Here is a 24287-nt window from a genome sequence, read left to right as displayed (position 1 = left end):
GCCTTTCCCGGCCGGTGCAGCGAACCTCGTGACGTTCTCGCGGGTAGGTGCGTTCTCATGGTGGCCGGGGCCACCATGGGCGTACCGGAAAAGGACCGGGAGAGAAGAGCGGACGGTGACCGGGATCCTTTGCGGGACGCGCGCGGCGGCCGATGGGGGCGCAGCGTAATACAGTGCCTGGCGGCAACTGCGCCGACGAGGGAGAAGTAACGGATGACCGGCAGTGACCCGACCGTGGGCGTGGAACCGGACCGCATGGCGGTCTGTCTCGCCGTGCTGGCCGAGGCGGAGGCTCTGCCGCCGGAGCACCCGGACGCGGTGCGGTTACGGCGCGCGACCGCGGGCCTGTTCAAGAGCACCAAGATCCAGCGGCGCAAGGAGCGGCGGCAGGCGGTGCTCGCCAACGACAAGGCGGTGACCGAGGCGACCGCGACCGGCGCGCCGGGACGGATCGACGACGAGACCGCCGGGATCCCGCTGACCAGCGCGACCGTCGGGGCGACCGCCGGGGTGCTGAAGCAGGCGCGTGGCTGTTACGTGTGCAAGCAGCGCTACACCGTGGTGGACGCGTTCTATCACCAGCTCTGCCCGGACTGCGCGAAGCTGAACCACGAGCGCCGGGACGCGCGCACCGACCTGACCGGGCGGCGGGCGCTGCTCACCGGCGGACGGGCGAAGATCGGCATGTACATCGCGCTGCGGCTGCTGCGCGACGGCGCGGATCTGACCATCACGACGCGGTTCCCGCACGACGCGGTGCGGCGGTTCACCGCGATGCCGGACAGCGCGGACTGGCTGCACCGGCTGCGGGTGGTCGGGATCGACCTGCGCGACCCGGCGCAGGTGGTCGGGCTGGCCGATTCGGTCGCGGCGCACGGCCCGCTGGACATCCTGGTCAACAATGCGGCACAGACGGTACGACGGACGGCCGGCTCCTACGCCGCGATCGCCGCCGCCGAGTCCCAGCCGCTGCCGTCCGGGCCGCTGCCCGAGCTGGAGTTCTTCGGCACCGTCGGCACGTCGCCGGCGGCCGCTCTGACCAGCGGCGTCAGCCAGCTCACCCCGCAGCAGATCACCGAGATGGCACTGACCGCGCGGTCGGTCGAGATCGACGCCGGCGGCCTGGTGCCGGACGTCACGCCGACGAACAGCTGGAGCGACCGGGTCCACGAGGTCGACCCGCTCGAGTTGCTCGAGGTGCAGCTGTGCAACGTGACGGCGCCGTTCATCCTGGTCAGCCGCCTGCGGCCGGCCATGACCGCGTCGCCGTTCCCCCGGCGGTACATCGTGAACGTCTCCGCCATGGAGGGCATCTTCAAGCGCGGCTACAAGGGCGCCGGCCACCCGCACACCAACATGGCGAAGGCCGCGCTGAACATGCTGACCCGCACCAGCGCGGTCGACATGTTCGCCGACGGCATCCTGATGACCAGCGTCGACACCGGCTGGATCACCGACGAGCGCCCGCATCCGACGAAGATGCGGCTGCACGAGGAGGGCTTCCACGCCCCGCTGGACCTGGTCGACGGCGCGGCCCGGGTGTACGACCCGATCGTGCGCGGCGAGCAGGGCGAGGACGTCTACGGCTGCTTCCTCAAGGACTACGTGCCGGTCGACTGGTGACAAAAAAGGCCGCGGGCCACCTGTTGTGGCCCGCGGTCCCATCGACAGAAGCCCGATTACGGCTTCGGCCAGCCCTTCATGTCACCGTCGTGCTTGTCCGGACCGTCCTTGGGTCCGTCCTTCCAGTCCTTCGGACCCTTGGGGCCGCCCTTCGGACCGTCCCAGTCCTTCGGACCGTCCCAGTCCTTCGGACCCTTGGGGCCGCCCTTCGGGCCGTCCCAGTCCTTCGGGCCGTGCCCGTGCTGGCCATGCCCCTTCACGTGGCCGTGCATCCCACGCACGTGGAACGACGTGCCCGCGTAGTCCGGCCGGTACGGCCAGTCCCCCGGCCACGGGCCGTCCCAGTCGTTCCACTGCCAGGAGTCCTCGTCCACGACCAGCTGGAACACCCAGCCGCGCCCGCTGTAACGGGTCGGGTCGCAGTCGTAGCCGTCCCAGGCGCCGTTGCGCTGACCGGTCCAGCCGGCCCGCTCGCACGACCATTCGGTGCGGTAGTAGCCGACCACGTAGTTGTCATCCCAGTCCGACGCCTGGATGGTTCTTCCACCGCCGGACGCCGACGTGGTCGTGGACGGGGCAGCTTGTGCCGGGCCCATGCCGATCATCGCGCCGGCAGCGACACCCATGCCGGCGAGCGCGAAGAAACGCTGTGCCTTGTTCATCTCACACACCTTATTTCGGACATAACGGCTTTGCGTCCTTAGCGCATCACGGCTGTCCGAGGGCTTTCAGCGTTTCCGGCTAACTAATCCGTTCGGCCGACCCCCTCGGGGTCCGAAAGGGCGCGGAATGCCGGGCGAAGAACCTCGTTTACGGGACGCCCGTGGTGGGTGAGGTCCGGCGGGTCGAGCTGATCGAGCAGCGCGTCGGAGCGCCCGCTGAAGGTCTCCTCGGGTGTCTCGCCGAGATCGAGCTCGCGGCCCCAGAATCCGTCCAGGTCGGCCGGATCGACAAGAGGGATCTCCTCCTTCACCGGAGGTTTTTCGACGAGCCCCTCGACCGCGGCCGACTCGCGGAGCCGCCGCAGCCGCATCAGCAGCTCGTCGCGGTGCCGCCCGCGCCAGGCGAACACCTCGAACGGGTCCTCCTGGAACAGCCGGGCCAGCGCGTAACACGTCGCGGCCAGGTGCGCGCACGGCATCGGCCAGCGCTCGCACGAGCAGTCCATCGCCACCTCGTCCAGCGAGAGCGGCAGCAGGGTCAGCTCGGCCGCGGTGAAGACCGCCTCGATCCCGGCCGGCATCCGTCCGTCGAGCAGCCCGGCGACGAACCGGGCCTCCTTGACCAGGGCGGCCTCCACCCGGGCCCAGCCGGCCGCGCCGAACGCCCGGACCGCGATCCGGGAGCGGAACGCGGCCGGGTCCTCCGGGCCGCGGACCATGGCGACGGCCAGGCTGCTGGAGACGGTCAGGCTGCGGACGTGCCCGGCCCGCTCGTCGCGGCGGCCGCGCGCGAACGTCGGCCCCATCCGCAGGGACTCGAACATGCCCAGGAAAGCGGGCGCGAAGTCGGTGCGTGGCTCAGTCAACGATCGCCTCCGGTGCCAGTGCGAACAGGTCACGCAACTCGCTGGTGGACAGCGCGGTCAGCCAGCCCTCGCCGGAGCCGACCACCCGCTCGGCCAGCACGCCCTTGTCGGACAGCAGCTGGTCGATGCGCTCCTCCAGGGTGCCGAGACAGACCAGGGTGTGCACATGCACGTCGCGGCGCTGCCCGATCCGGAACGCGCGGTCGCTGGCCTGGGTCTCGGTGGCCGGGTTCCACCAGCGGTCGACGTGCACCACGTGGTTGGCGGCGGTCAGGTTGAGCCCGGTGCCGCCGGCCTTCAGCGACAGCACGAACACCCCCGGCCGCTGCGCCTGCTGGAACGTCTCCACCATCGCGTCCCGGGCGCCGCGCGCGGTGCCGCCGTGCAGGAACGGCACGTCCACCCCGAAGCGCGCGGCCAGGTGCGGCGCGAGCATCCCGCCGAACTTGGCGAACTGGGTGAAGACCAGCGCGCTCTCCCCACCGCCCAGAGCCCGATCAACGATCTCCTCGAGCCGGTCGACCTTGCCGGATCGGCCCGGCAGCGGCGAACCGTCCTTGAGCAGCAGCGCCGGGTGCACGCAGACCTGTTTAAGCTTGGTCATCGCGGCCAGCACCAGGCCCTTGCGGCGGGTCTCCCCCGGCTCGCCGAGCCGGTCCAGCAGCTCGTCGAGCACGGCGCGATAGAGGCTGACCTGCTCGGTGGTCATCCCGCACAGGTGCCGGACGTGCCGTTTCGACGGCAGGTCACCGGCGATGCCGGGGTCGGCCTTGGTGCGCCGCAGCAGGAACGGCCGGGTCGCCTGCCGCAGCCGGGCGGCCGCCTCCTCGTCCTCGTACCGTTCGATCGGCACGGCGAACCGGGCCCGGAACGTGTGCGCCGAGGCGAGCCCGCCCGGATTGACGAAGTCCAGGATCGACCAGAGCTCGGCCAGCCGGTTCTCCACCGGGGTGCCGGTCAGCGCGATCCGGTTGCGGGCCGGGAAGCGCCGCACCGCCCGGGCCGCCGCCCCCGCACTGTTCTTGATGTGCTGCGCCTCGTCGAGCACCACCCGGTCCCAGTCGATCCCGGCCAGCGCGTCGGCGTCGAGCACCGCCGTGGCATACGTCGTCAGCACGAGGTCGGTGCCGGTGACGTCAAGGGTCCGGTCGGCGCCGTGCAGCACCCGCACCCGCAGCTCCGGCGCGAACCGCTCGGCCTCCCGCTGCCAGTTGCCCAGCACCGACAGCGGGCAGATCAGCAGCGCCGGACCGTCCCGCCGGTGCAGCAGCAGGGTGAGCAGCTGAATCGTCTTGCCCAGCCCCATGTCGTCGGCCAGGCACGCGCCCAGCCCGAGCGAATCCATGAAGGCCAGCCAGGAGAAACCCCTTATTTGGTACGGCCTGAGCACCGCCGTCAACCCCGCGGGCGGCGCGAGCAGCTCCAGCCGCTCGTCCAGCTCCCCGCGCAGCAGGTCGGCCAGCCAGCCCTCGCCGCGCGCATCGGTGACCGGCAGCGGCAGTTCCTCGGGCGGCAGCAACCGGGTCACCCGCAGCGCGTCGCCGGCCGTCATGGTGCCGCCGCCGCGGGCCAGGAACGCCAGCCCGGCGGCGAGGCGCTCCGGGTCGAGAAAGACCCAGCGGCCGCGCAGCTTGACCAGCGGCACCTTGGCCCGGGACAGGTCGGCCAGGTCGTCCTCGGTGAGCGTCCGGCCGCCGAGCGCCAGCCCCCACCGGTAGTCGACGATGTCGCGCAGCCCGGTGGTGCGGTCCTTCAGCACGGGCGCGATCGGCTCCGGTGAGCGCACGTGCAGCGACAGCCCCAGCCCGGACCGGCGCCGCCACCAGGCCGGGAGCAGGACGCCGTACCCCGACTCCTCGAGCAGCGCGGCGTGACTGAGGAAGCCGTGCGCGCCCTCGGTGTCCAGCAGCATCTCGGCCGGGTGTGCCTCGCGCAGCGCGTCACCGAGCGCCGGGTAGAGCCGCGCGGCCCGGCCCAGCCCGGCGAGCAGCCGCTCCTGCGGGAACGACGTCCACCGGCGCAGCGGGGCGAACCGGTCGCGCCACACGTCGGCGGCCGGGACCAGCACGCTCGGCTCGTCCGCGGCCTGCAGCAGGAACTCCAGCCGCCAGGCACCCTCGGGCAGCTGCACGTCGCCGGGCAGCACCGGCTCGTGCTCCCGCGGGTCGCTGAGCCGGAAGCAGAGCCGGACCTCGGAACCCCGGGCGGCCTGCGCGAACCAGGCGTCCAGCGCCCCGATCAGCTCGTCGAGCCGCCCGGCCGGCGCGTCGAACTCGGGCTCACCGGTCAGCGCGCCGAGCCAGCCGTCGGCGGCCGGGGTCACCCCGGCCTCGACCAGCCGGGTGCGCACCAGGCCGTCGACGAGCCGGCCCAGCGCCACGGCCAGCAGGTCCTCCGGTGGCAACGCGCCGGTGGCCGCCGGGACGGGCGCGGTGGACAGGCTGGTGCCCGGGCCGGGGGTCTCGGCGCGGCAGGCCGGCGGCATCCGCTCGAGCAGGGTGGCGTGCCGGGCCGCGTCCGCGCCGATCAGCACCGGCCGCCAATACGCCACCGGGCGCGGACCGTCCAGCCGCACGCCGGGCAGCACCCGCCCGCGCCGGACCAGGCTCGCGGCGAACCCGCACAGCTCGATCAGCCAGCGCACCCCGGGCGAGACCCGGCCGTCGAACTCGGCGGCCAGGTCGGCGTCGAGGAACGGCACGCCCACGGCCGGCACCCGCCAGGCCCGGGCCCGCCGCACCCCGCGCCGCGGTGGCAGCCCGACCTGCGGCGACGGCAGCGGGCCGGCCCCGGTCGACGGCAGGGTCAGCACGGCGGGCTCGCGCCGGTCGCCGAGCGGCAGGCCGGCGGCGGGCACCGCGAACGGATGCCACGGCGCCGCCCGGCCCGCGCCGGCCGGGACCGCGATCGGCGTGCCGCTCTCGGCCCACAGGTTCAGCCCGCCGTCGGCGGAGACGAACCCGTGCAGGACACGGACGCCCGGCTCGACGGCTGGTTGGTCGACCACAGGCAGGGAGCTCGGCACCCGGAAGACTCTAGGCCGACCGTCCGACAGATTCCCGGACCGCGGTCCCGCGCCGCGGAACGAGGGCCGCTGTCCGGAAAGCGAACCAAGATCACCAATGGCCGGGTATCGATGCGGGACCACGCGATCCGGACACCAAACCGTTCCGAAAACGATTCACGCGGGGACTGCCCCCGATCCGGGCAGGCGGGCATAATCGTGATCCGCCGGTCCGGGGCCGTATCGGCGTTACGGGCTGGGCCGGAGCGTCGGGGGAGGCGGTCACATGCGTACCCCGATCCTCGCCGACCTGGCCGTGCCGGTCCCGCTCACCGCGCCGGACACCTCGATGGGCGAGGTCGAGTCGGTCCTGCGCGGCCACCCCGAGCTGCTCGGCGTGGTCACCGCCGCGAACGATCAGCTCTACCTGGTCGACCGCGGCTTCCTCGACATGGTGCTGGCCGGCCGGCTCGGGTACGGCCGCGCGCTGCTGCACCGCCGCCCGCTGCGCAGCCTGCTCCGCCAGCCGGCCCTGGTGCTCCCGGCCGGCACCGGCTGGGGTGACGCGGCCCGCGCCGCGATGGAGCGGCCGGACCCGTTGAAGGCGATCCCGCTGGTGGTCATGTTCGACGACGGCACCGTGGGTGTCGCCCCGGTCGGCCCGCTGGTCGAGCACCTGAGCCTGCGCTACCAGGCGATGGCGCTCACCGACGACCTGACCGGCCTGGGCAACCGCCGCAGCCTGCTGGAACGCCCGGCCCCGTGCCACCGGGCCGCCGCCCTGGTGATCGACCTCAACCGGTTCAAGGAGATCAACGACTCGCTCGGCCACGCCGGTGGCGACGAGCTGCTGCGGTCCGTCTCGGTGGCGCTGGCCGCCGCGTGCGCGCCGGCCCAGGCGTTCCGGCTGGGTGGCGACGAGTTCGTGGTGTTCACCCCGGACCTGACGACCTGGCCCGGCGTCGAGCCGTCGGCGCCGGCCGCCGCGCCGCTCGCCGAGGCCGGGCACCGGCTGCTGCGGGCCATCGAGGGACCGTACGAGGTGGCCGGCGTCCCGATCACCGTCGAGGCGTCGATGGGCATCGCGGTCACCGACGGCCGGCCGCGCCCCGACGTGGACGACCTGGTGGCCCGGGCGGACGCCGCCATGTACGCCGCCAAGCGCGACCGCACCCAGGTCGAGCACTGGCACGCCGCGCTCTCCGCCGGGCACGCCGACCTCGGGATGGACACCCACCTGCGGACCGCGATCGGCAACCGGGAGCTGATCCTGCACTACCAGCCGCTGGTCGACGCGCACACCCGGGAGACCGTCTCGGTGGAGGCGCTGGTGCGCTGGTCCCATCCGCAGCGCGGGCTGCTCCCGCCGGGCGCCTTCCTGCCCCAGGCGGAGCGCTCCGACGTGATCCATCTGCTGACCGAGGCGGTGCTGGGTGACGCCGTGCGCCAGGCGGCGACCTGGCATCGGGCCGGCTGTGCCGTACCGGTGGCGGTGAACCTCGCGGCGCCGGTGCTGGCCTCGGACCGGATCGTCGCGACCATCGTGGCCCTGCTCGCCGAGACCGGACTGCCGGCCGGGTCGCTGATCGTCGAGGTGACCGAGAGCGCGGTGATGACCCGCCCGGCCGAGAGCGCCGACCGGTTGCGGTCACTGCGGGAGATCGGCGTACGGGTGGCGATCGACGACTTCGGCACCGGCAACACGTCGCTGGGCCTGCTCACCCAGCTCCCGGTGGACGAGCTGAAACTGGACCGCTCGTTCGTCGCCCGGATCCACCACCCGCAGGACCGGGTGATCGTCGAGTCGGTGGCCCGGATGGCGAACGGCCTGGGCCTGACCCTGGTCGCCGAGGGCGTCGAGGACGAGCACACCGCGGACACCCTGACCGCGCTCGGCTTCGACCTGCTGCAGGGCTACCACTTCGGCCGCCCGGAACCGGCCCTGGCCGCCACCGCCCCCGGCTGGAATCGCTGAGCGACGGGCGATGTCGCCGCCAGGGTGACGGCGATGCGAGCGATCGTGCTGACCGGCCCGGGGCCGATCACGACGTACCCCTGGGAACTCATCCCCGACGCCGACCGTCAGCGATCAGCCTCCAGCGTCCAGACGATCTCGGGTGGGCGGACCCGCGCGCAGCGCGGACCGCCCTCGTCGTCGGTCAGGCTGAGCCGGCCGACCAGCACCCCGCCGCCGGAGAAGGCGGCCCGCAGCAGCGCCGACGGGATGTCGCCGAACAGCAGTTTCGCCCGCCGGAACATGGCGAACTCACCGTCGTGCACCGCGCCCCAGCTCAGATACAGGAAACGCGCCCCGGGCCGGCCGTGCACCCAGGGGCCGCCGACGTCGAGCAGGTCGTCGACCTCTCGGCCGTCCGCCTCCAGCTCCCAGACCGCGTGCGCCTCGGTCACCGGGACCCGCCCGACCACCTCGGCGCGCCGCTGAACGCCGACGTGCACGTTGTTCAGGCGCAGCTCGGAGGATTGGGGTAGGTCACGTCCCTCGATCCGGATCCGCATGCCGCCACCATAGAACCTGTAGTGTCGCGTGCCGTGACGACGGAGGAACTGGGCTGGGCGGTGACGATCCACCGGTTGTGGGCGTCCGTCGCGGCCATCACCTCCCGCGAGGAGCTGAGCGACCTGGTGCTGCCCCCGCTGCTGCGGGTGCCCGGGGCGGTCGGTGCGTGGGGTCTGCGGCACACCACCGGCACCGAGATCACCGTGTACCGGTGGGCCGGGCTCCCGCTCGAGGATGACGCCCGGCCGGTCGCGCTGGAGCTGGCCGTCGCGGGCGGCATCCCGGACTCACCGGCGCGGGACTGGCTGGCCGAGCGCGGCGTGCACGGCGTGGCCGTGTCCCGGTTCGACGGCGACGGCGAGCTCGGCGGGACGATGCTGATCCTGCTCGGCCCGGACGGTGACCCGGATCGCGCGGCGCTCTGCCTGGACCAGGTCGCCGACGTCACCCGGGAGGCGATCCGACGACTCGCCGCGCACCGCGCCGAGCAGGCCCAGCAGGTCCGCGACGCGCTGCTGGCCGAGGCCTCGCTGCAGATGGACGCGGTGCTGGACCGGACGCAGACGCTGCGCCGGGTGGCCCGGATGGCGGTGCCGGCGATCGCCGAGGGCTGCCTGGTCTACCTCTACGAGGGCGGCCGGCCGGAGCTGCGCAGCGCCGTGCACATCGACATGCGGCGGCTGAACGCGCTGCTCGCCGACCCGGCGGTGGCCCGGCAGCTGACCGAGCTGGCCACCGGGGCGATCGCCGGGCGGGTGGTCCGCGCCGAGAGTGTCGTCCCCGGCAGCCGGATCGTCGACGCCCAGGTGCTGCGGGCCCGCGACCGCACCGCCGGCGTCCTGATCTTCATGTTCGAGCGTGACCCCCAGGACGTGCCGCCGCCGCGGTTCCTGCGCGACCTGTCGTACCGGGCCGCGCTCGCCCTGGACAACGGCGAGCTGTACGAGCAGCGCCGCCGCGAGGTGGTCACCATGCAGCAGCACCTGCTGCCCAGCCGGCTGCCGTCCGCGGCCGGGCTCGAGTTCGCCGCCTCCTACACGGTCGGCGACCGGGTGCTGGAGGTCGGCGGCGACTTCTACGACGTGGTGGTCCGCGCGGACGGCACGGTCGGCGCCCTGGTCGGCGACGTCTGCGGCCGGGGCGTGGACGCGGCCGCCCTGACCGGGATGGCCCGGCACACCCTCGGCGCCCTGCTGCAGGAGGGCCTGCCGCCGGTCCGGGCGCTGGCCCGGCTGAACACCTCGCTGCGCCGGGAGAAGTCGTGGCGGTTCCTGACCGCCGGGGTGGCCCTGCTCCGGGCCGAGGCCGGTGGCTTCGGCGTGCAGTGGCTGTCGTGCGGGCACCCGGCGCCGCTGATCCTGCGCCGCGGGCGGCCCGCCGAGTCCGGGCGTGGCGGTGGCGTGCCGGTCGGCGTGCTGCCCGAGGCCCGGGTCGGCCGGTCCCGGCTGCGGCTCGCCGCCGGGGACACCCTGGTGATGTTCACCGACGGGCTCACCGAGAGCCGGGACGCGGCCGGCCGGATGTTCGGCGACGTCGGGTTGTTCGAGACCGTCGACAAGCTGCGGGACGTCCCGCTCGACACCCTGGTGCACGAGCTGAGCGCGGCCGCCGCCAGGTTCGGGGTCACCGGCGCCGACGACATCGCGGTCCTCGCGATCCGGGTGGAAGATCCAGCGAAAGGCCCCGCCGATGACCGGCTTTGATCTCATCCTGATCGTCGAGGACTCGGCCGAGGACGTCGAGGCCATCGAACGGGCGATCAGCCGGTCCCACCCGGACCTGCGCCTGGAGTTCCTGCGCTCCGGCGGCGAGGTGCTCCCCCGGCTGACCGCGCCCGGCGCGGAGCTGCCCGGCCTGATCCTGCTCGACCTGAACATGCCCGGCGAGGGCGGGCTCGCGGTGATCCAGCGGGTGCGCGCCGACCCGGCCCTGGACCGGCTCCGGATCGTGGTGTTCACCTCGTCGGAGGACCAGGCCGAGGCGGACGCCTGCTACGCCGCCGGCGCGGACAGCTACATCTTCAAGCCGATCAATTTCGGACTGTTCCAGACGGTGTTGCGCCAGACCCTGGACTACTGGCGGTCCCGGCCGAACGTCGCCCACATCGTCGTGCCGCCGCCCGGGGACTCGCCGGCCCAGATCTGACCGCCGTGCCGCTCGACGATCCGGCGCACGATGGCCAGCCCGGCGCCGGACCCGTCCTGCCCGCCCGGGTGCAGCCGCCGGAACAGCTCGAACGCCTCCTCGCGCAGGTGCTCGGGCATGCCGATGCCGTTGTCCCGGACGAACAGTGCCGGCTCCGGGTCGGCGGCACCGGGCGGGACGGTCGCGGCGACCCCGATGGTGACCAGGCGCGGCGGGTCGGCCCGGGCGTACTTGGCCGCGTTCACCAGCAGGTTGACCAGGATCTCGTCGAGGAACACCGGGTCGGCGACGACCGGCGGCGGATCACCGGGCAACTCGACCTGGACGCCGGCGGTCTCCAGCCGCGGCCCGGCCGACTCCAGCGCGCGGGCCACCGCGGCGCGCAGGTCGACCGCCTCCCGCCGCAGGTCGGTGCGGCCCAGCCGGGAGTAGTAGAGCAACGCGTTGAGCAGCTCGTCCATCCGGGTGGCCAGCCGCTGGATGGACTCGAGGCGACGCTGGGTCAGCTCGTCCAGCCGCCCCTCGGTGTCCTCGGCGATGAACGTGGCGTAGTTCGCGATGCCGCGCAACGGCTCCTTCAGGTCGTGCGCGGCAGCGTGCGCGAACGAGTTCAGGTCGACGTTGCTGCGGGTCAGCTCGACGTTCAGCGCGGCCAGCTTGCGGGCCTGGGCCAGGGCGATCTCGGTCAGCGACCGGCCCAGCTCGGCGGCCATCGCCAGGTCGGTGGCCGACCACGGCATGCTCCGGCCGCGGACGGTGGCCAGGAACACCGCTGTCGACCCGCGCGGGGTGAGGCGCCGGCCGTTCGGGCCGAGGACCACCGGCGTGGCCGGGTCGGCGGCCCAGCGCCGGGCGACGGTCCGTTCGCCGCGCAGCCAGACCACGCAGTCGCCGGACGTGCCGACCGGCAGCACCAGCGCGCCGGAGAGCTGCTCCGACCCGAGCCGGTCGCTGTGCCACAACTCCCCGGCCGGCACCCCGGCCAGCAGCTCCGCCACCGTCGCGGCCGTCACCGGACCGGCCACCGTGATCACCCCGCCGAACCGGACGGCCACCGCGGCGCACTCGACGACCTGGTCCAGACCGGCCGGTGACCAGCCCGCCGTCAGGTCGACCGAGATCCGTTCCAGCAGCCGGGCGATGGCGATCCGGGACCGTTCCCGGGCCGCCGACTCGTCCCGGTCCCGCAGCGCGGCCAGGTGCAGCGACAACGCCACCCCGAAGAACTCGCAGGCCGCCCGGACCGGCGGGCTGAGCGCCGTGACCGTCCGGCCGTGACAGGCGATCAGCCCCCACAGCCGGCCGTCGTCGAGCAGCGACACCGACATCGACGAGGTCACCGCGATGTTGCGGAGATATTCGAGGTGGAACGGCGACACCGTGCGCAGCACCGACAGCGACAGGTCGAGCGGCTCGCCGGTGTCCGGCAGCACGTCCGGGACCAGCCGGGCGGTGGCGTCGGCGACGTCCGCGATCACCCGGATCCAGTTGCGTTCGTAGAGCTTGCGGGCCTGCGGCGGGATGTCGGTGGCCGGGAACCAGAGCCCGAGCCACGGCTCCCAGTCCTCCACCACGTCCTCGGCGATCACCTCGCCGGGCCCGTCGGCGGACTCGAAACGGTAGGCGACCACCCGGTCGTACCCGGTCATCGCCCGGATCTCGCGCACCGCGGCCCGCGTCGCCTCGGTGACCGTTCCGGCCCGCTGCAGCCGCATCAGCGCCTGCCGCACCGGCACGGAGAACGCTCCGAACTCGTCGACCGCGCCGGCCGCGTTCTCGAACTCCAGCACGAGCCGCTCCTCGGCCCGGTGCACGGTCACGTCGAACCGCCGCCCGTCCGGGGCCAGCCGCACCGGCATCATCGCGGTCTGCCCGGTGTCGGCGTCGGCAAGGGCATGCAGCCGCGCGAGCTGGTCGCGGTCCAGCAGCCGCTCCACCGGCGCGCCGAGCAGCCAGTCCACGCCGAGAAGTGACTCGGCGTTCGCACTTGTCACCTCGATCGTCCCGGCCCGCACGGCGATCAGCGCACCGTGCGACTGGACACCGCCGAGACGGTGGATCGGCTCACGGACGCAGGCGGTGAGATCGAAGGTGGTCCCGGTCTCCCGCTCGGCGGCCGCAGCCCGCTCGGACAGCCACTCACTCATCCACCGACCCTACCGACAGTGTGGTGCCGCTTCGGCGACCATCAGAGACGTCCGCTTCCGACCACCTGGATTTCGGCCCACCAAGATCAGAAAAATCAAGATCAAGAGCCTTTTGTCCCATGTGGGTGCGCCGCTCCCGCGGGGGCCGGGCACGGCGATCTGGCCGCTGGCGCGTCCACACCGATCGCCGCACCCTTCATTGCCCGTGGGTGGTCCCGCTCACCCCAACCCCAAACCTGCGTGGGGATTTTGGGCGCGCCCCGCACCCAAAGTCCCCACACACGGGCTGACCAACCACAGCGTGGGGAGTTGCGGTCCGCACCGCACCCAAAGTCCCCACACACGGGCTGACCAACCACAGCGTGGGGAGTTGCGGTCCGCACCGCACCCAAAGTTTCCACGCACGGGGCTGCGTGGTTGCGGGTGCTGGTGAGGGTGTCTGGGCGATATGGATTATTTGGGTCTTTTATACTTATTGTTGGGCCAGAGGTGGGGAGGTCGGGTGGCGGAGGTCTATCGGAGCGCGCACGCGGGCGCTTCCATCGCGGTGTCCGAGAACGATCGCGGGGAGATGCTGCGCCGGGCCGGGCGGCCGGGTGCCGCGGAGGAGCACTTCGCCCGCGCGCTGGAAGCACTCGGCACGGTCACCGACCCCGATCCCGGAACCCACTCGGCGATCCTCAACAATCTCGCGCTGACCGCCCACGAGCAGGGTGATCTCGCCAGGGCGAAGCGCTGCCTGGTGCGGTCCCTGGAGGTCGGCCCACTGGTCGGCGACCCGATCGGCCGGGCGATCACCTTCGACAACCTGGGCGTCATCGAGGTCGAACTGGCCCGCCTCGCCGAGCGTCCCGCGACCACGGCCCGCCCGCCATCCGGCGTCTGGCTCCAACCCGGCGCCCGCCCCACCACTCAGCCGCTGCCCGGCACCCGGCCCGGGGACGTCGGGCGGGCAGCACCCGGCGGACAACCGGAACCCGCTTCGCCTGAGCTCGACACCCAGCCGCTCAGCGACGCCCGGCCGGAGCCCGACCGCTCCACGGGGACCGGCACGCCGCCGGACGCGAGCGCTCAGCCGCAGCGCAGCACCCTGCCGGATGCCGATGGCGAACCGGATTCGGATGGCCGGCGGGAGAGCGACGGCGAGCCGCCGGCGGATGACGGGCCGGAAGGCACACCCGCGGCGGACGGCCAGCTGGAGTCCGACCCGGCGGGGTTCGGGGGGCGGCACGGCAGCGGGGACGGGGCGGGGATCGATGTCGGGCTGGGAGCGGCGGTCGGGCGGCCGAGCCGGAGTCCGGTTCCGGAGACGCCGGTGCGGGTGGCGCCGGCCGCTCGGGCGCGGCCGGGCAGCCTCGCGGCAGTGCACCTGAATGAGGCCGAGACGCACTTCGCGGTGGCCGAGCGGCTGTTCCGGACAGTGCTGCCGGACGGGGTGGACGACTACCTGCGCTCGGTACTGAACCGGGCCGACGCCACCGAGCTGCGCGGGGACGTCGAGCGGGCCGACCGGCTGACCCGGCACGCCGCGGAGCTGGCCGCGCACCCGGGCATCACGCCGGACAACGCCCTGGAAGCGGTCACCATGCGCGGCGGCTTCCTGCACCGGCACCGGGACGACCCGCTCGCCGCCGTCGACCTGATGACCGCGCGGCTGCCCGCCCTGCTGCCGGACTGCCCGCCCGAGCGCAGTGCGACAGCCCTGACCGTGCTGCTCCGCGCCGCCGCGGCCACCGGCGACCCGGCCCTCGTCGACGACGTGACCACCCGGATCACCGAACTCGCCGCCGCGAGCCGCCGGCGCGAAGGCGAACACGGCCGCCGGACCGGAAGCCGCGACGACCGGGACGGTGACGGCCGTGGTGCTGCGGGAAAGCGGGCCGGTGCAAAGTCCACTCGTCCGGCGGGAACGGCAGCGCGGCGTTAATGTGCGTTCATGGGAGCGGGCCGTTGGCGGAGGGTCCGTCTTCCGCTGCCCGCCCTGCACACCGCGGTCACCGCACGCGTCTGGTCACCCGACCAGGACACCGATCGGCTGCTGCTGGCCCACGACGGGCCGGAGTATCAGCGTCGCGGCGGGCTGGCCGAGCACGCCACGGGGGCCGGCTGCCACCTGGTGCTGCTGCCGCCGGGCGAGCGCGACGAGTGGTATTCGGCCTGCGACCCGTACGCGGAAAGTCTTGCCCTTGATGTTCTGCCCCGCCTGCGGTCCCGCCTCGGCGTGCATCGGGTCGTCGGCGCGGGTGTCAGCCTCGGCGCGCTCGCGATGCTGCACGCGCAACGGTGTCATCCGGCCGGGTTCGCCGGGCTCTTCCTGCAGTCCGGCAGTTTCTTCCAGCCGCGGCACGACCGGCAGGAGTCCGGGTTCCGGCGCTGGTCGCGGATCGTCCGGTACGTCCGCCGGGTGCTGACCACCGGCCGCGGCCCGGCCGTGCCCACCACGATGACCTGCGGCGCCGCCGAGGAGAACCTGGCGAACAACCGGGACATGGCGGTGGCGCTGCGCCGCCAGGGTTATCCGGTGAGGCTCGCGGTCGGCCCGGGCGGGCACGACTGGCCGGCCTGGCGCGCGGCACTGGACCCGCACCTGACCACCCTGCTGGGCGACGCCTGGCCGGAGCTCCGATGAGAGAAGAGGCGCTGCCGTGGCCGACGTCGAGCACACCATCGGACTGCTGCTGGGCACCGAGGACGACTGGCCACGCGCCTTCGAGTCACTGCTGCGCCGGCTCGGTACGGTCACCGCGGCGGACGGGCGCACGCACCGGACCCGCCCGGTCCGGGTCACCATCGAGCCGTTCAACCTGCGCGACAAGCCACAGCACGAGCTGGTCATCGACCGGCTGGCGTACTGGTACTACCACCCCCGGGAGTGGCTCAAGAAGATCGCCCTGATGGACGGGGTGTACCTGCTGAACAGCCCGTTCACGTTCCAGTCGATGGAGAAGCACGCGGCGTACTGCGCGATGATGCGGCTCGGGCTGAAGGTGCCGGAGACGGTGCTGGTGCCGTTCAAGAACCCGCTGGACAACTCCCGGTGGGCGTACACGGCGGCGCGCTACAACGAGCCGTTCGACCTGGAGGCGACGGCCGCGTCGATCGGCTATCCGCTCTACATGAAGCCGTACGACGGCGGCGCCTGGGTCGGCGTCTCGAAGATCCGCAACGTGGACGAGCTGCACGCCGCGTACGACGCGTCCGGTGAGCGGCTGATGCACCTGCAGGCGTCGGTCGAGGACTACGACGTGTTCGCCCGCTCACTCACCATCGGCCCGGAGACCATGGTCATGCGGTTCCGCCCGGACCAGCCGATGCACACCCGGTACGAGGTCGACCACCACTTCCTCTCCGCCGACGCCGGTGACGAGGTGGTGACCATCTCGCGGCTGGTGAACGCGTTCTTCCGCTGGGAGTTCAACTCGTGCGAGTCGCTGGTGCGCGGCGACGACGTGCACCCGATCGACTACGCGAACGCCTGCCCGGACGTGGCGCTGACCTCGCTGCACTACTACTTCCCGTGGGCCATGACGGCGCTGCTGCGCTGGACGGTGTTCTGCGTGGTGACCGGACGGCGGATGCGCCTGGACACCGACCTGGCGGGCTACTTCGCGGTGGCCGATGATCCGGATCGGTCGTACCAGGAGAAGCTGGCCGGCTATCGGGAGCTGGCCGACCGGTACTTCGAGGTGGACCGGTACCGCGAGTTCTGCGACGAGCACCTGAGCGACGTGGACGAGATCGTCTACGACTGGGTGACCTCGGAGGAGTTCCGTTCACTGCTGCGCGAGACGGTCCGGGCGACCTACCCGGTGCACGAGCACGAGAAGTTCCTGGCGCACTTCGGTGGCCTGATCGACGCCTGGATCCGGGACCAGGGGCGTTGACGCGGTAACCGGCATGTCATCAGTATGTTTCCATGTATCTTTGGGAGCGCTCCCGCGCCACCGCCGCTTTCGCGGCAATCCTCCTGATCGGCGCCGCCGCGCCGGCACGAGCAGATGAAGTCGAGCAGGTCGTCAACGGCGGATTCGACGGCACTGCCGACCCGTTCTGGTCCACCGCCGGCATGCCGATCGCGCTGACCGACGGCCGGGCCTGCGTGGACGTGCCCGGCGGCACCACCAACCGCTGGGACGCCGCGATCGGGCAGAACGACATCAGCCTGGTCGCCGGCGAGACGTACCGGTTCAGCTTCGACGCGTCCGGGGACGCCGGGCACGTCGCCCGGGCGATCACCGGGCTCGCCGTGAGCCCCTACGACACGTATTTCGAGCAGTCGCCGGTGCTCGGCGACGTGCAGCACTACTCGTACACGTTCACCGCCTCGGCCAGCACCGAGCAGGGGCAGGTCGCGTTCCAGATCGGCGGCAGCGCCGAGCCGTGGCACTTCTGCGTGGACAACGTGTCGCTGGTCGGTGGCGTGCCGCCGGAGGTCTACGTGCCGGACACCGGGCCACGGGTGCGGGTCAACCAGGTCGCCTACCTGCCGTCCGGGCCGAAGGGCGCCACGCTGGTCACCGACGCGACGACCGCGCTGCCGTGGCAACTCAACGACAAAAACGAAAAAATCGCATTTAAGGGTACGACAACCCCGCGCGGCATCGACGTGAGTTCCGGCCAGAACGTGCACACCATCGACTTCGGCAAATTCGCCCGCAAGGGGGCCGGTTACACCCTGACGGCCGACGGCGAGACGTCCCGCCCGTTCGACATCGACGGCAAAGCCTACGAAAAACTCCGCGCCGACGCGTTGAAGTTCTACTACACCCAGCGCTCCGGCATCGCGATCCGTGACGACCTGCGCCCCGGGTACGGCCGCGCGGCCGGTCACGTCGACGTCGCCCCGAACCGCGGTGACGGCACTGTGCCGTGCCAGGCCGGCGTCTGCGACTACACCCTGGACGTGCGCGGCGGCTGGTACGACGCCGGCGACCACGGCAAGTACGTCGTCAACGGCGGGATCTCGGTCTGGGAGCTGCTCAGCGAGTACGAGAACTCCCACGCCGTACGAAAAATCGATCTTCAGATCCCGGAGAGCGGGAACCGGACGCCGGACATCCTCGACGAGGTGCGCTGGGAGCTGGACTTCCTGCTGAAGATGCAGGCGCCGGACGGCCAGGTGCACCACAAGATCCACGACCAGGCGTGGACCGGGCTGCCGCTGCTGCCCGACCAGGATCCGCAGCCGCGTGAGCTGCACCCGGTCTCCACCGCGGCGACGCTGAACCTGGCCGCCACCGCCGCACAGGCCGCACGGATCTACGCGAAGTTCGACGCGGCGTTCGCGGCCCGGGCGCTGGCTGCCGCGCGGCGCGCTTATGTCGCCGCCAGGACCAACCCGATCTCGTACGCACCGGAGAGCGACGGCGTGGGCGGTGGCGCCTACAACGACAGCAAGGTCACCGACGAATTCTACTGGGCGGCCGCCGAGCTCTACCTGACCACCGGCGAGAAGCAATACGCCACCGACTTGCTCGCCTCGCCGGAGCACACCGCCGACTCGTTCGGCTCGGGTGCCTTCGACTGGGCCTCCACCGGCGCGGCCGCCAAGCTCGACCTGGCCCTGCTGCCCAACCGGCTGCCCGGCCTGAACACGGTCAAGGCCCAGGTCACGGCGGGTGCGGACAAGTACCTGGCGATCCAGAAGGCCCACCCGTACGGCGTCGCCTACGCCCCGGCGAACAACATGTGGGACTGGGGCTCGGCCAGCATCGTGGCCAACAACCTCGTGGTGCTCGCCGCCGCACACCAGCTGACCGGCCGCGACCGGTACCGCGACGGCGTGCTCACCGGCCTCGACTGGCTGCTCGGCCGCAACGCCCTGAACATCTCGTTCGTCACCGGGTACGGCGAGGTCAACGCGCAGAACGAGCACAGCCGCTGGTACGCCCACCAGCTCGACCCGGCGCTGCCGCACCCGCCGGTCGGCAGCCTGGCCGGCGGCCCGAACTCGTCGATCCAGGACCCGCTCGCCCAGGAGAAGCTGGCCGGCTGCGTCGGGCAGTTCTGCTACATCGACGACATCCAGTCCTGGTCCACCAACGAGCTGACCGTCAACTGGAACGCCGCGCTGGCGAGGCTCAGCGGCTACGTCGCCGAACTGCACTAGACCGGCACCGATGAACCGCCGGCCGGGTCAGGCCGGCGGTTCAGAAACCGAAGTTCCGGGTCCCGGTCAGGCCGAGCACCTCGGTCAGGCCGGTGATCCGCAGCTGCCCGTGCACGAAGTCGCTCGGGTTGCGCAGCTCGAACCGGGTGCCGATGTCCCGGGCCGCGCGCTGCCCGGCGACCAGGACACCGATCCCGACCGAGTCCATGAAGGTGACGAAGGTCAGATCGACAACGATCAGCGCCGGACGGTCCCGCTGGAGCGTCTCCAGCAGCACGTCGCGCAGCGACTCGACGGTGGACGTGTCCAGGCTGCCCCGCACGTCGACGACCATGGTGCCGTCGGCCTGCCGCCGTGTTGTCATCACGGCCTCGCCCATCACGACCTCGCCCACCGCGCCACTTGAGAGCCGGGCGATTTGCCCGATCTATCCACCGTACCCGTCACGCCGTACCCCTCGCAGGCTGCCGCGCGGTTTGCCGCAGGCGGCGCACAACCCGTACGCCATGGCGTTTTTCACCCACCGCGCGGGACGCGCGGCAACCCGGGCGACCGAAGTTCACACATCGCGCTGATCCGATCACTGTCCGCCTTGCGGCGAGCCGGACCCGGGACCACGGTGATCTGAAGCCGTGGAAGGGGGCGCAGCATGGCCAAGTCGGGGTTGTTCGCGATCCGGGACGTCGGATCGCTGATCCACGAGACAGCGGAAGAGGGCACCGAGCTCAAGAAGGCGGTCGGTGTCGTCCAGCTGACCGCGATGGGCGTCGGCGCGATCATCGGTACCGGCATCTTCGTGGTGATCGGCAAGGGCTCCGGGATCGCCGGTCCGGCCGTCGTGCTGTCGTTCGCGCTGGCCGCGGTGGCCTGCGTGTTCTCCGCGCTCTCCTACGCCGAGCTGGCGTCCTCGATCCCGGTCTCCGGCAGCGCGTACACGTACACCTACGCGACCATGGGCGAGATCGTCGCCTGGATCATCGGCTGGGACCTGATCCTGGAGTACGGCGTCTCGGTGGCCGGCATCGCGATCGGCTGGGGCGGCAACCTGAACGCGTTCCTGGACGCCGCGTTCGGTGTCGCGCTGCCGGACGCCATCAGCAAGTCACCGGAGGACGGCGGGGTGTTCAACCTGCCCGCGGTGTTCATCGTGCTGGCCATCACGCTGCTGCTGATCCGCGGCGTGACCGAGAGCGCCCGGGCCAACCTGGTGATGGTCGTGGTCAAGCTGGTCGTGCTGATCTTCTTCCTGGCGGTGGCGTTCGCGAACTTCAGCACCGGCAACTTCCACCCGTTCGCCCCGGCCGGCGTGGACGGGGTGACCGCGGCCGCGGCGATCATCTTCTTCGCGTACATCGGGTTCGACGCGGTCTCCACCGGCAGCGAGGAGGCCCGCAACCCGGCCCGCGACCTGCCCTGGGCGATCATCGGCTCGCTCGGCATCTGCACGGTGTTCTACATCCTCACCGCGGTCGGCGCGCTCGGCATCGCCAGCCCGGACCAGATGAAGGACAGCGACGCGCCGCTCGCCGCGGCCCTCGACCAGGGCGCCGGGATGAGCTGGGCGGCCGGGATCCTGGCGCTCGGCGCGGTCGTCGCGATCACCAGCGTGGTCCTGGTGATCTTCTACGGCCAGACCCGGATCTTCTTCGCGATGTGCCGGGACGGCCTGCTGCCGCGCCGGATGGCCAAGGTCAACCCGCGGTACGGGACCCCGGCCCGGCTCACCGTGGTGCTCGGGGTGCTGATCGCGGTGCTGGCCGCGCTGATCCCGCTCGGCACCATCGTGGAGCTGGTCAACATCGGCACGCTGTTCGCGTTCGTGCTGGTCAACATCGGGGTGATCGTGCTGCGGCGGACCAAGCCGGACATGCCCCGGCCGTACCGGGTGCCGTGGTCGCCGGTGCTGCCGCTGATCGGGATCGGGTTCGCCGTCTACCTGATGTCCGACCTGCCGCTGGACACCTGGATCCGGTTCGGGGTGTGGCTCGTCGCCGGCCTGGTCATCTACGCCCTCTACGGCTACCGGCACTCCCGGCTCCGCCAGGAAGCGGCCGCGGCCCCGTCGGCCGCCCGCCCCGAGGACGATCCGTCATGACCGCCCCGGTGATCGTCGGTGTGGACCACCGCCCGGGCTCGCGCGACGCGCTCGCCCTGGGCCGCTGGCTCGCCGACGTCCGGCAGGTCCCGTTGATCGTCGCGGTGGTCCACCCGGCGCCGTCCGCGATCGGCTCCGGCCGGGTGGACGCCGAGTGGATCGCCGACCGGCACCGGGCCGCCGAACGGGTGCTGGACGAGGCCCGTGCCACGTTGAAGGATCCGCCCGGCGTCGAGTACCGCAGTGTGGCGTCCAGCTCGGCCGCGCACGGCCTGCACGACCTGGCCGAGCAGACCCGTGCGGTGGCGATGGTGATCGGCTCGGGCCCGGCCGCACCCGGGCGGCTCTTCGCCGGCAGCACCGCGGAACGGCTGCTGGCCGGCAGCGGCTGCCCGGTGGCGGTCACCCCGGCCGGCGGCGGCACGGCGCCCGGCGCGCTCGGCCGGATCGGGGTCGCCTACGTGGACACCCTGGACGGCCGGGCCGCCCTGGACGCGGCCGCCGAGCTGGCCCGGCGCACCGGCAGCACGCTGCTGCTGGTCACCGTGGTGGCCGCCGGGGACGCGGCGCTGCCGTTCCTGATCGGTGACGACGCCGAGCGGGCGTTCCTGGACACCGCGCGGGAGACGTACGAGGAGGCGCTGCGCCGGGCGGCCGCGAGCGTGCCGGACGTGCCGGCGGAGTGGTCGGTGCGCTCCGGTGACGTGGTCGAGGAGTTGGCCGGGCTGACCGAGGTGGACCTGCTGTTCTGCGGGTCCCGCGGATACGGTCCGGCCCGGCGGGTGCTGGTCGGCGGGGTGTCCGGGCGGCTGCTACGACGGGCCGGGCGGCCGTTGGTGGTCGTCCCCCGGGCGTGAACGGACGTCAGATGTCGGCGCGGTGCCGGCCGGCGTGTTCGGGCTGCTCGACCGGCACGACGGTCTCGACCGGCACGATCCCCTCGGCCGGCAGACCGGTGTAGGTCGGCTCGACCGCCGCCTGCTCGTCCCAGGCCGGCACCGGCTGCTCCAGCCCGGACAGGTCGGAGAGCGGCACGTAGACCCGCGCGTCCACCGCCTCGGCCAGCAGCAGCGCCGCGACCAGCGCGGTGGGCCGCTCGGCCGGGTCCCGGCGCAGGCAGCGGAAGCACAGGTCGAGCACCTCGGGCGGCAGCCCGTCCAGGTACGGCAGCGGCTCCGGGTCCCAGTAGCGCTGGGCGTGGATCAGCTCGGTGTGCGACTTCGTGGTCCACGGGAGCCGGCCGGCCAGGCAGTGGTAGAGCAGCGACCCGAGGCCGAACATGTCCGAGGCCGGGCTGGCCGGGAGGCCGTCGAAGCGTTCCGGGGCGACGTACGCCGGGGTGCCCATCACCGGGCCGTCCGGATCCGCCTCGGGCTGGCCGATCGCCGCGGCGATGCCGAAGTCGAGGACCTTCGCGCCGCTCGGGGTGAGCATGATGTTCGCCGGTTTGATGTCGCGGTGCACCACCTGCTCGGCGTGCGCGGCGGCCAGCGCGGCCGCCACCTCGGCGCAGATCCGTACCCCGATCCGCCAGTCGAGCGGGCCGTCGCGCAGGTGCTGGCTCAGCGTCTGCCCCTCGACCAGCTCCATCACGATGTACGGCACGTCGAGCCGGCCGGGCATCGGCGAGGTGCCGAAGTCGTGCACGCCGGCCACGTTGGGGTGCGCCAGCCGGGCCGCCGACCGCGCCTCGGAGCGGATCAGCTCGATCCCGGCCTCGCCGAGGGTGCCCTGCACCGCCGGGGCCATGATCTTGACGGCGACCGGCCGGTCGAGGACCTGGTCGTGCCCGAGCCACACCTCGGACATGCCACCGAGGCCGATCCGGTTCACCAGCTGATACCGCCCGCCCAACACCCGCACGGCGTCCCCTCTCACGTGACCACGATCTCGGGTCGCGCGGCTGGCCAGGTCCATACCCAGATCACCCGGCCACAAACGTGATCCTCGGCGCCGCGTCCACCGGAGGAGTGAGCCCGGCAAGGGCAAAAAACATGGCGGGACCGGGCCTTGTGAGACCGGTCCCGCCATCGACCGTGCCGCTTGTGGGCGAGCACCTGACGTCAGCGACGACGCTAGGCCACCCGTCGTCGACGCCCGCGACCGACCCCACCGAGAGTGACGGCCCTTACAGCCCTCAACGGTCCTGAGCAGGCTTTCAGGTCGCGTGCGGCATCACCCTCCGCGATCAGACCTTTTCGGTACGGAGATCGTGCGCCCCGTCCGCCCGGGTCGCCTCGTAGTACAGCCGTCGATCCCCGTCCGGCAGCTCGACCAGGCTCAGATAGCGCAGCCCGTACGGCGGGTGCGGGCTGCCGACCGGCTCGTGGTCCTCCGCGGTCAGCTCGCCGAACGTGCCGTCCGCCAGCCGGGCGCCGCGGGCCACCCCGGTCCGTTCCTCCCAGTTCTCGCCGGCCGTGGCCCGCCCGTCGTAGGCCACGGTGATCTCGTCGCCGGTCACCTGCACCGAGGACACCCGCACCCCGCGGGCGTCCCACTGCCCCGGCCGGCCGGCCAGCGCGGTCCGCCGGTGGGTCCAGTGCACGCCGTCCGGGCTGGTGGCGTACTCGGTGGTCATCCGGTCGGCGTCGTCCCAGGAGTCCAGCGGGTGCACCGAGGCCCACAGGTGCCAGCCGTGCTCGTCGTGGTGCAGCACCGGGTCCTTCCAGGCGACGGTGTCGTCACCGGCGAGCACGGTCCGGGACGGCGCGGTGGCCAGGCCCTCCGGGGTGTCCGCCTCGAGCAGTTCGACCCGCCAGTGCTTGGTGCCCGGGGTGGCGGCGCTGACGTACAGCCGCCAGCGGCCCTCCGGGGTGCGGGTCAGCGCCGGGCGCTCCAGGGACTCGGCGCCGAAGCGGTCCTTGCCCACCTCGGCCACCACGGTGAAGGCCAGCCCGTCGGCGGAGCGGGCGATCACGTTGGCGACACCCCGGCCGGCGCCGATCGGCAGCCGCAGGCGGTACGCCAGATAGACGTAGCCGTCGGCGGTGATCGTGCTCGGTGCGCCGGACCAGGCGCCCGGCTCGGTGCCCGGCGGCTCCACCACCACCGTGGAGTCTTCCCAGCTGGGCAGGGGCAGCGCGGTGATTCCGATGGACAACGTCGTCTCCCGGGGGTG

18 protein-coding genes are annotated in these 24287 nt (G+C 72.6%); 10 read left to right on the top strand and 8 right to left on the bottom strand.

All coding sequences use genetic code 11. From position 1 onward, the window contains the following. The first annotated feature begins 213 nt into the window (after window positions 1-213). Window positions 214-1623 (top strand): SDR family NAD(P)-dependent oxidoreductase, encoded by a 1410-nt coding sequence (locus ADL15_RS35685; RefSeq protein WP_067700614.1) that lies wholly within the window; start codon window positions 214-216, stop codon window positions 1621-1623. 56 nt (window positions 1624-1679) lie between these two features. Here the strand turns inward: ADL15_RS35685 and ADL15_RS35680 are convergent, their stop codons facing one another. The 3 genes from ADL15_RS35680 to ADL15_RS35670 form a co-directional block, all read right to left on the bottom strand. Further along, window positions 1680-2285 (bottom strand): hypothetical protein, encoded by a 606-nt coding sequence (locus tag ADL15_RS35680; protein WP_067700611.1) that lies wholly within the window; start codon window positions 2283-2285, stop codon window positions 1680-1682. Window positions 2286-2368: 83 nt separating this feature from the next. Continuing rightward, entirely contained in the window at window positions 2369-3151 is a 783-nt protein-coding gene (locus tag ADL15_RS35675) for an SWIM zinc finger family protein (RefSeq protein WP_232344756.1), read from the bottom strand. Continuing rightward, the gene (locus ADL15_RS35670) at window positions 3144-6176 is read right to left on the bottom strand and encodes a DEAD/DEAH box helicase (protein WP_067700604.1); all 3033 of its coding nucleotides are present in this window, start codon (window positions 6174-6176) and stop codon (window positions 3144-3146) included. Before ADL15_RS35670 ends, ADL15_RS35675 begins: the two co-directional genes overlap by 8 nt. A 265-nt stretch (window positions 6177-6441) precedes the next feature. Between ADL15_RS35670 and ADL15_RS35665 the strand changes: the two genes are divergently transcribed. After that, window positions 6442-8130 (top strand): putative bifunctional diguanylate cyclase/phosphodiesterase, encoded by a 1689-nt coding sequence (locus ADL15_RS35665; RefSeq protein ID WP_067700601.1) that lies wholly within the window; start codon window positions 6442-6444, stop codon window positions 8128-8130. 107 nt (window positions 8131-8237) lie between these two features. On the opposite strand, the gene ADL15_RS35660 is transcribed toward ADL15_RS35665, so the two are convergent. Next, window positions 8238-8672: a DUF5990 family protein gene (locus ADL15_RS35660; RefSeq protein WP_067700599.1), complete on the bottom strand. Its 435-nt coding sequence runs from the start codon at window positions 8670-8672 to the stop codon at window positions 8238-8240. A 33-nt stretch (window positions 8673-8705) separates the two neighbouring features. Between ADL15_RS35660 and ADL15_RS35655 the strand changes: the two genes are divergently transcribed. After that, entirely contained in the window at window positions 8706-10376 is a 1671-nt protein-coding gene (locus ADL15_RS35655; RefSeq protein ID WP_157441810.1) for a PP2C family protein-serine/threonine phosphatase, read from the top strand. Further along, complete coding sequence (locus ADL15_RS35650) at window positions 10363-10818, top strand: response regulator (protein ID WP_067700593.1); 456 nt, start codon at window positions 10363-10365, stop codon at window positions 10816-10818. Before ADL15_RS35655 ends, ADL15_RS35650 begins: the two co-directional genes overlap by 14 nt. Here the strand turns inward: ADL15_RS35650 and ADL15_RS35645 are convergent. After that, the gene (locus ADL15_RS35645; protein ID WP_067700590.1) at window positions 10746-12965 is read right to left on the bottom strand and encodes an ATP-binding protein; all 2220 of its coding nucleotides are present in this window, start codon (window positions 12963-12965) and stop codon (window positions 10746-10748) included. The two genes, ADL15_RS35650 and ADL15_RS35645, sit on opposite strands and share 73 nt — an antisense overlap. Before the next feature lie 502 nt (window positions 12966-13467). Here ADL15_RS35645 and ADL15_RS35640 point away from each other — a divergent pair. Genes ADL15_RS35640 through ADL15_RS35625 form a run of 4 tightly spaced genes read left to right on the top strand, consistent with a single transcriptional unit; the run spans window position 13468 to window position 19074 of the window. Then, window positions 13468-14892, top strand: a complete 1425-nt coding sequence (locus ADL15_RS35640) for a tetratricopeptide repeat protein (RefSeq protein ID WP_067700587.1) — start codon at window positions 13468-13470, stop codon at window positions 14890-14892. A gap of 9 nt (window positions 14893-14901) precedes the next feature. Further along, window positions 14902-15594 (top strand): alpha/beta hydrolase, encoded by a 693-nt coding sequence (locus ADL15_RS35635; RefSeq protein ID WP_067700584.1) that lies wholly within the window; start codon window positions 14902-14904, stop codon window positions 15592-15594. A gap of 16 nt (window positions 15595-15610) precedes the next feature. Beyond that, on the top strand, window positions 15611-16849 hold the full coding sequence (locus ADL15_RS35630; RefSeq protein ID WP_067700582.1) for an ATP-grasp domain-containing protein: 1239 nt from the start codon (window positions 15611-15613) through the stop codon (window positions 16847-16849). A gap of 32 nt (window positions 16850-16881) precedes the next feature. Then, window positions 16882-19074 (top strand): glycoside hydrolase family 9 protein, encoded by a 2193-nt coding sequence (locus ADL15_RS35625; RefSeq protein WP_067700579.1) that lies wholly within the window; start codon window positions 16882-16884, stop codon window positions 19072-19074. Between the two features lie 40 nt (window positions 19075-19114). Here the strand turns inward: ADL15_RS35625 and ADL15_RS35620 are convergent, their stop codons facing one another. Continuing rightward, window positions 19115-19468, bottom strand: coding sequence for an STAS domain-containing protein (locus ADL15_RS35620; RefSeq protein ID WP_232344755.1), 354 nt, complete (start codon window positions 19466-19468; stop codon window positions 19115-19117). Window positions 19469-19723: 255 nt separating this feature from the next. On the opposite strand from ADL15_RS35620, the gene ADL15_RS35615 reads away from it, so the two are divergent. Together ADL15_RS35615 and ADL15_RS35610 are read left to right on the top strand one after the other, a co-directional pair. After that, the gene (locus tag ADL15_RS35615) at window positions 19724-21169 is read left to right on the top strand and encodes an amino acid permease (RefSeq protein WP_067700576.1); all 1446 of its coding nucleotides are present in this window, start codon (window positions 19724-19726) and stop codon (window positions 21167-21169) included. Further along, on the top strand, window positions 21166-22026 hold the full coding sequence (locus ADL15_RS35610; RefSeq protein ID WP_067700572.1) for a universal stress protein: 861 nt from the start codon (window positions 21166-21168) through the stop codon (window positions 22024-22026). Before ADL15_RS35615 ends, ADL15_RS35610 begins: the two co-directional genes overlap by 4 nt. Window positions 22027-22033: 7 nt before the next feature. Here the strand turns inward: ADL15_RS35610 and ADL15_RS35605 are convergent, their stop codons facing one another. Together ADL15_RS35605 and ADL15_RS35600 are read right to left on the bottom strand one after the other, a co-directional pair. After that, window positions 22034-23032 carry a serine/threonine-protein kinase gene (locus ADL15_RS35605; RefSeq protein ID WP_083972204.1) on the bottom strand — a complete coding sequence of 333 codons (999 nt, stop codon included), beginning with the start codon at window positions 23030-23032 and terminating at the stop codon, window positions 22034-22036. A 325-nt stretch (window positions 23033-23357) separates the two neighbouring features. Beyond that, window positions 23358-24269 carry a glycoside hydrolase family protein gene (locus tag ADL15_RS35600; RefSeq protein WP_067700569.1) on the bottom strand — a complete coding sequence of 304 codons (912 nt, stop codon included), beginning with the start codon at window positions 24267-24269 and terminating at the stop codon, window positions 23358-23360. Between the last annotated feature and the right edge of the window lie 18 nt (window positions 24270-24287).

Origin of the sequence: Actinoplanes awajinensis subsp. mycoplanecinus, assembly GCF_001509495.1 — a bacterium.
Taxonomy (GTDB): Bacteria; Actinomycetota; Actinomycetes; order Mycobacteriales; family Micromonosporaceae; genus Actinoplanes; species Actinoplanes palleronii.
Note: the sequence above shows the minus strand (reverse complement) of the source record. Positions and strands in the feature narration are given on the sequence as shown.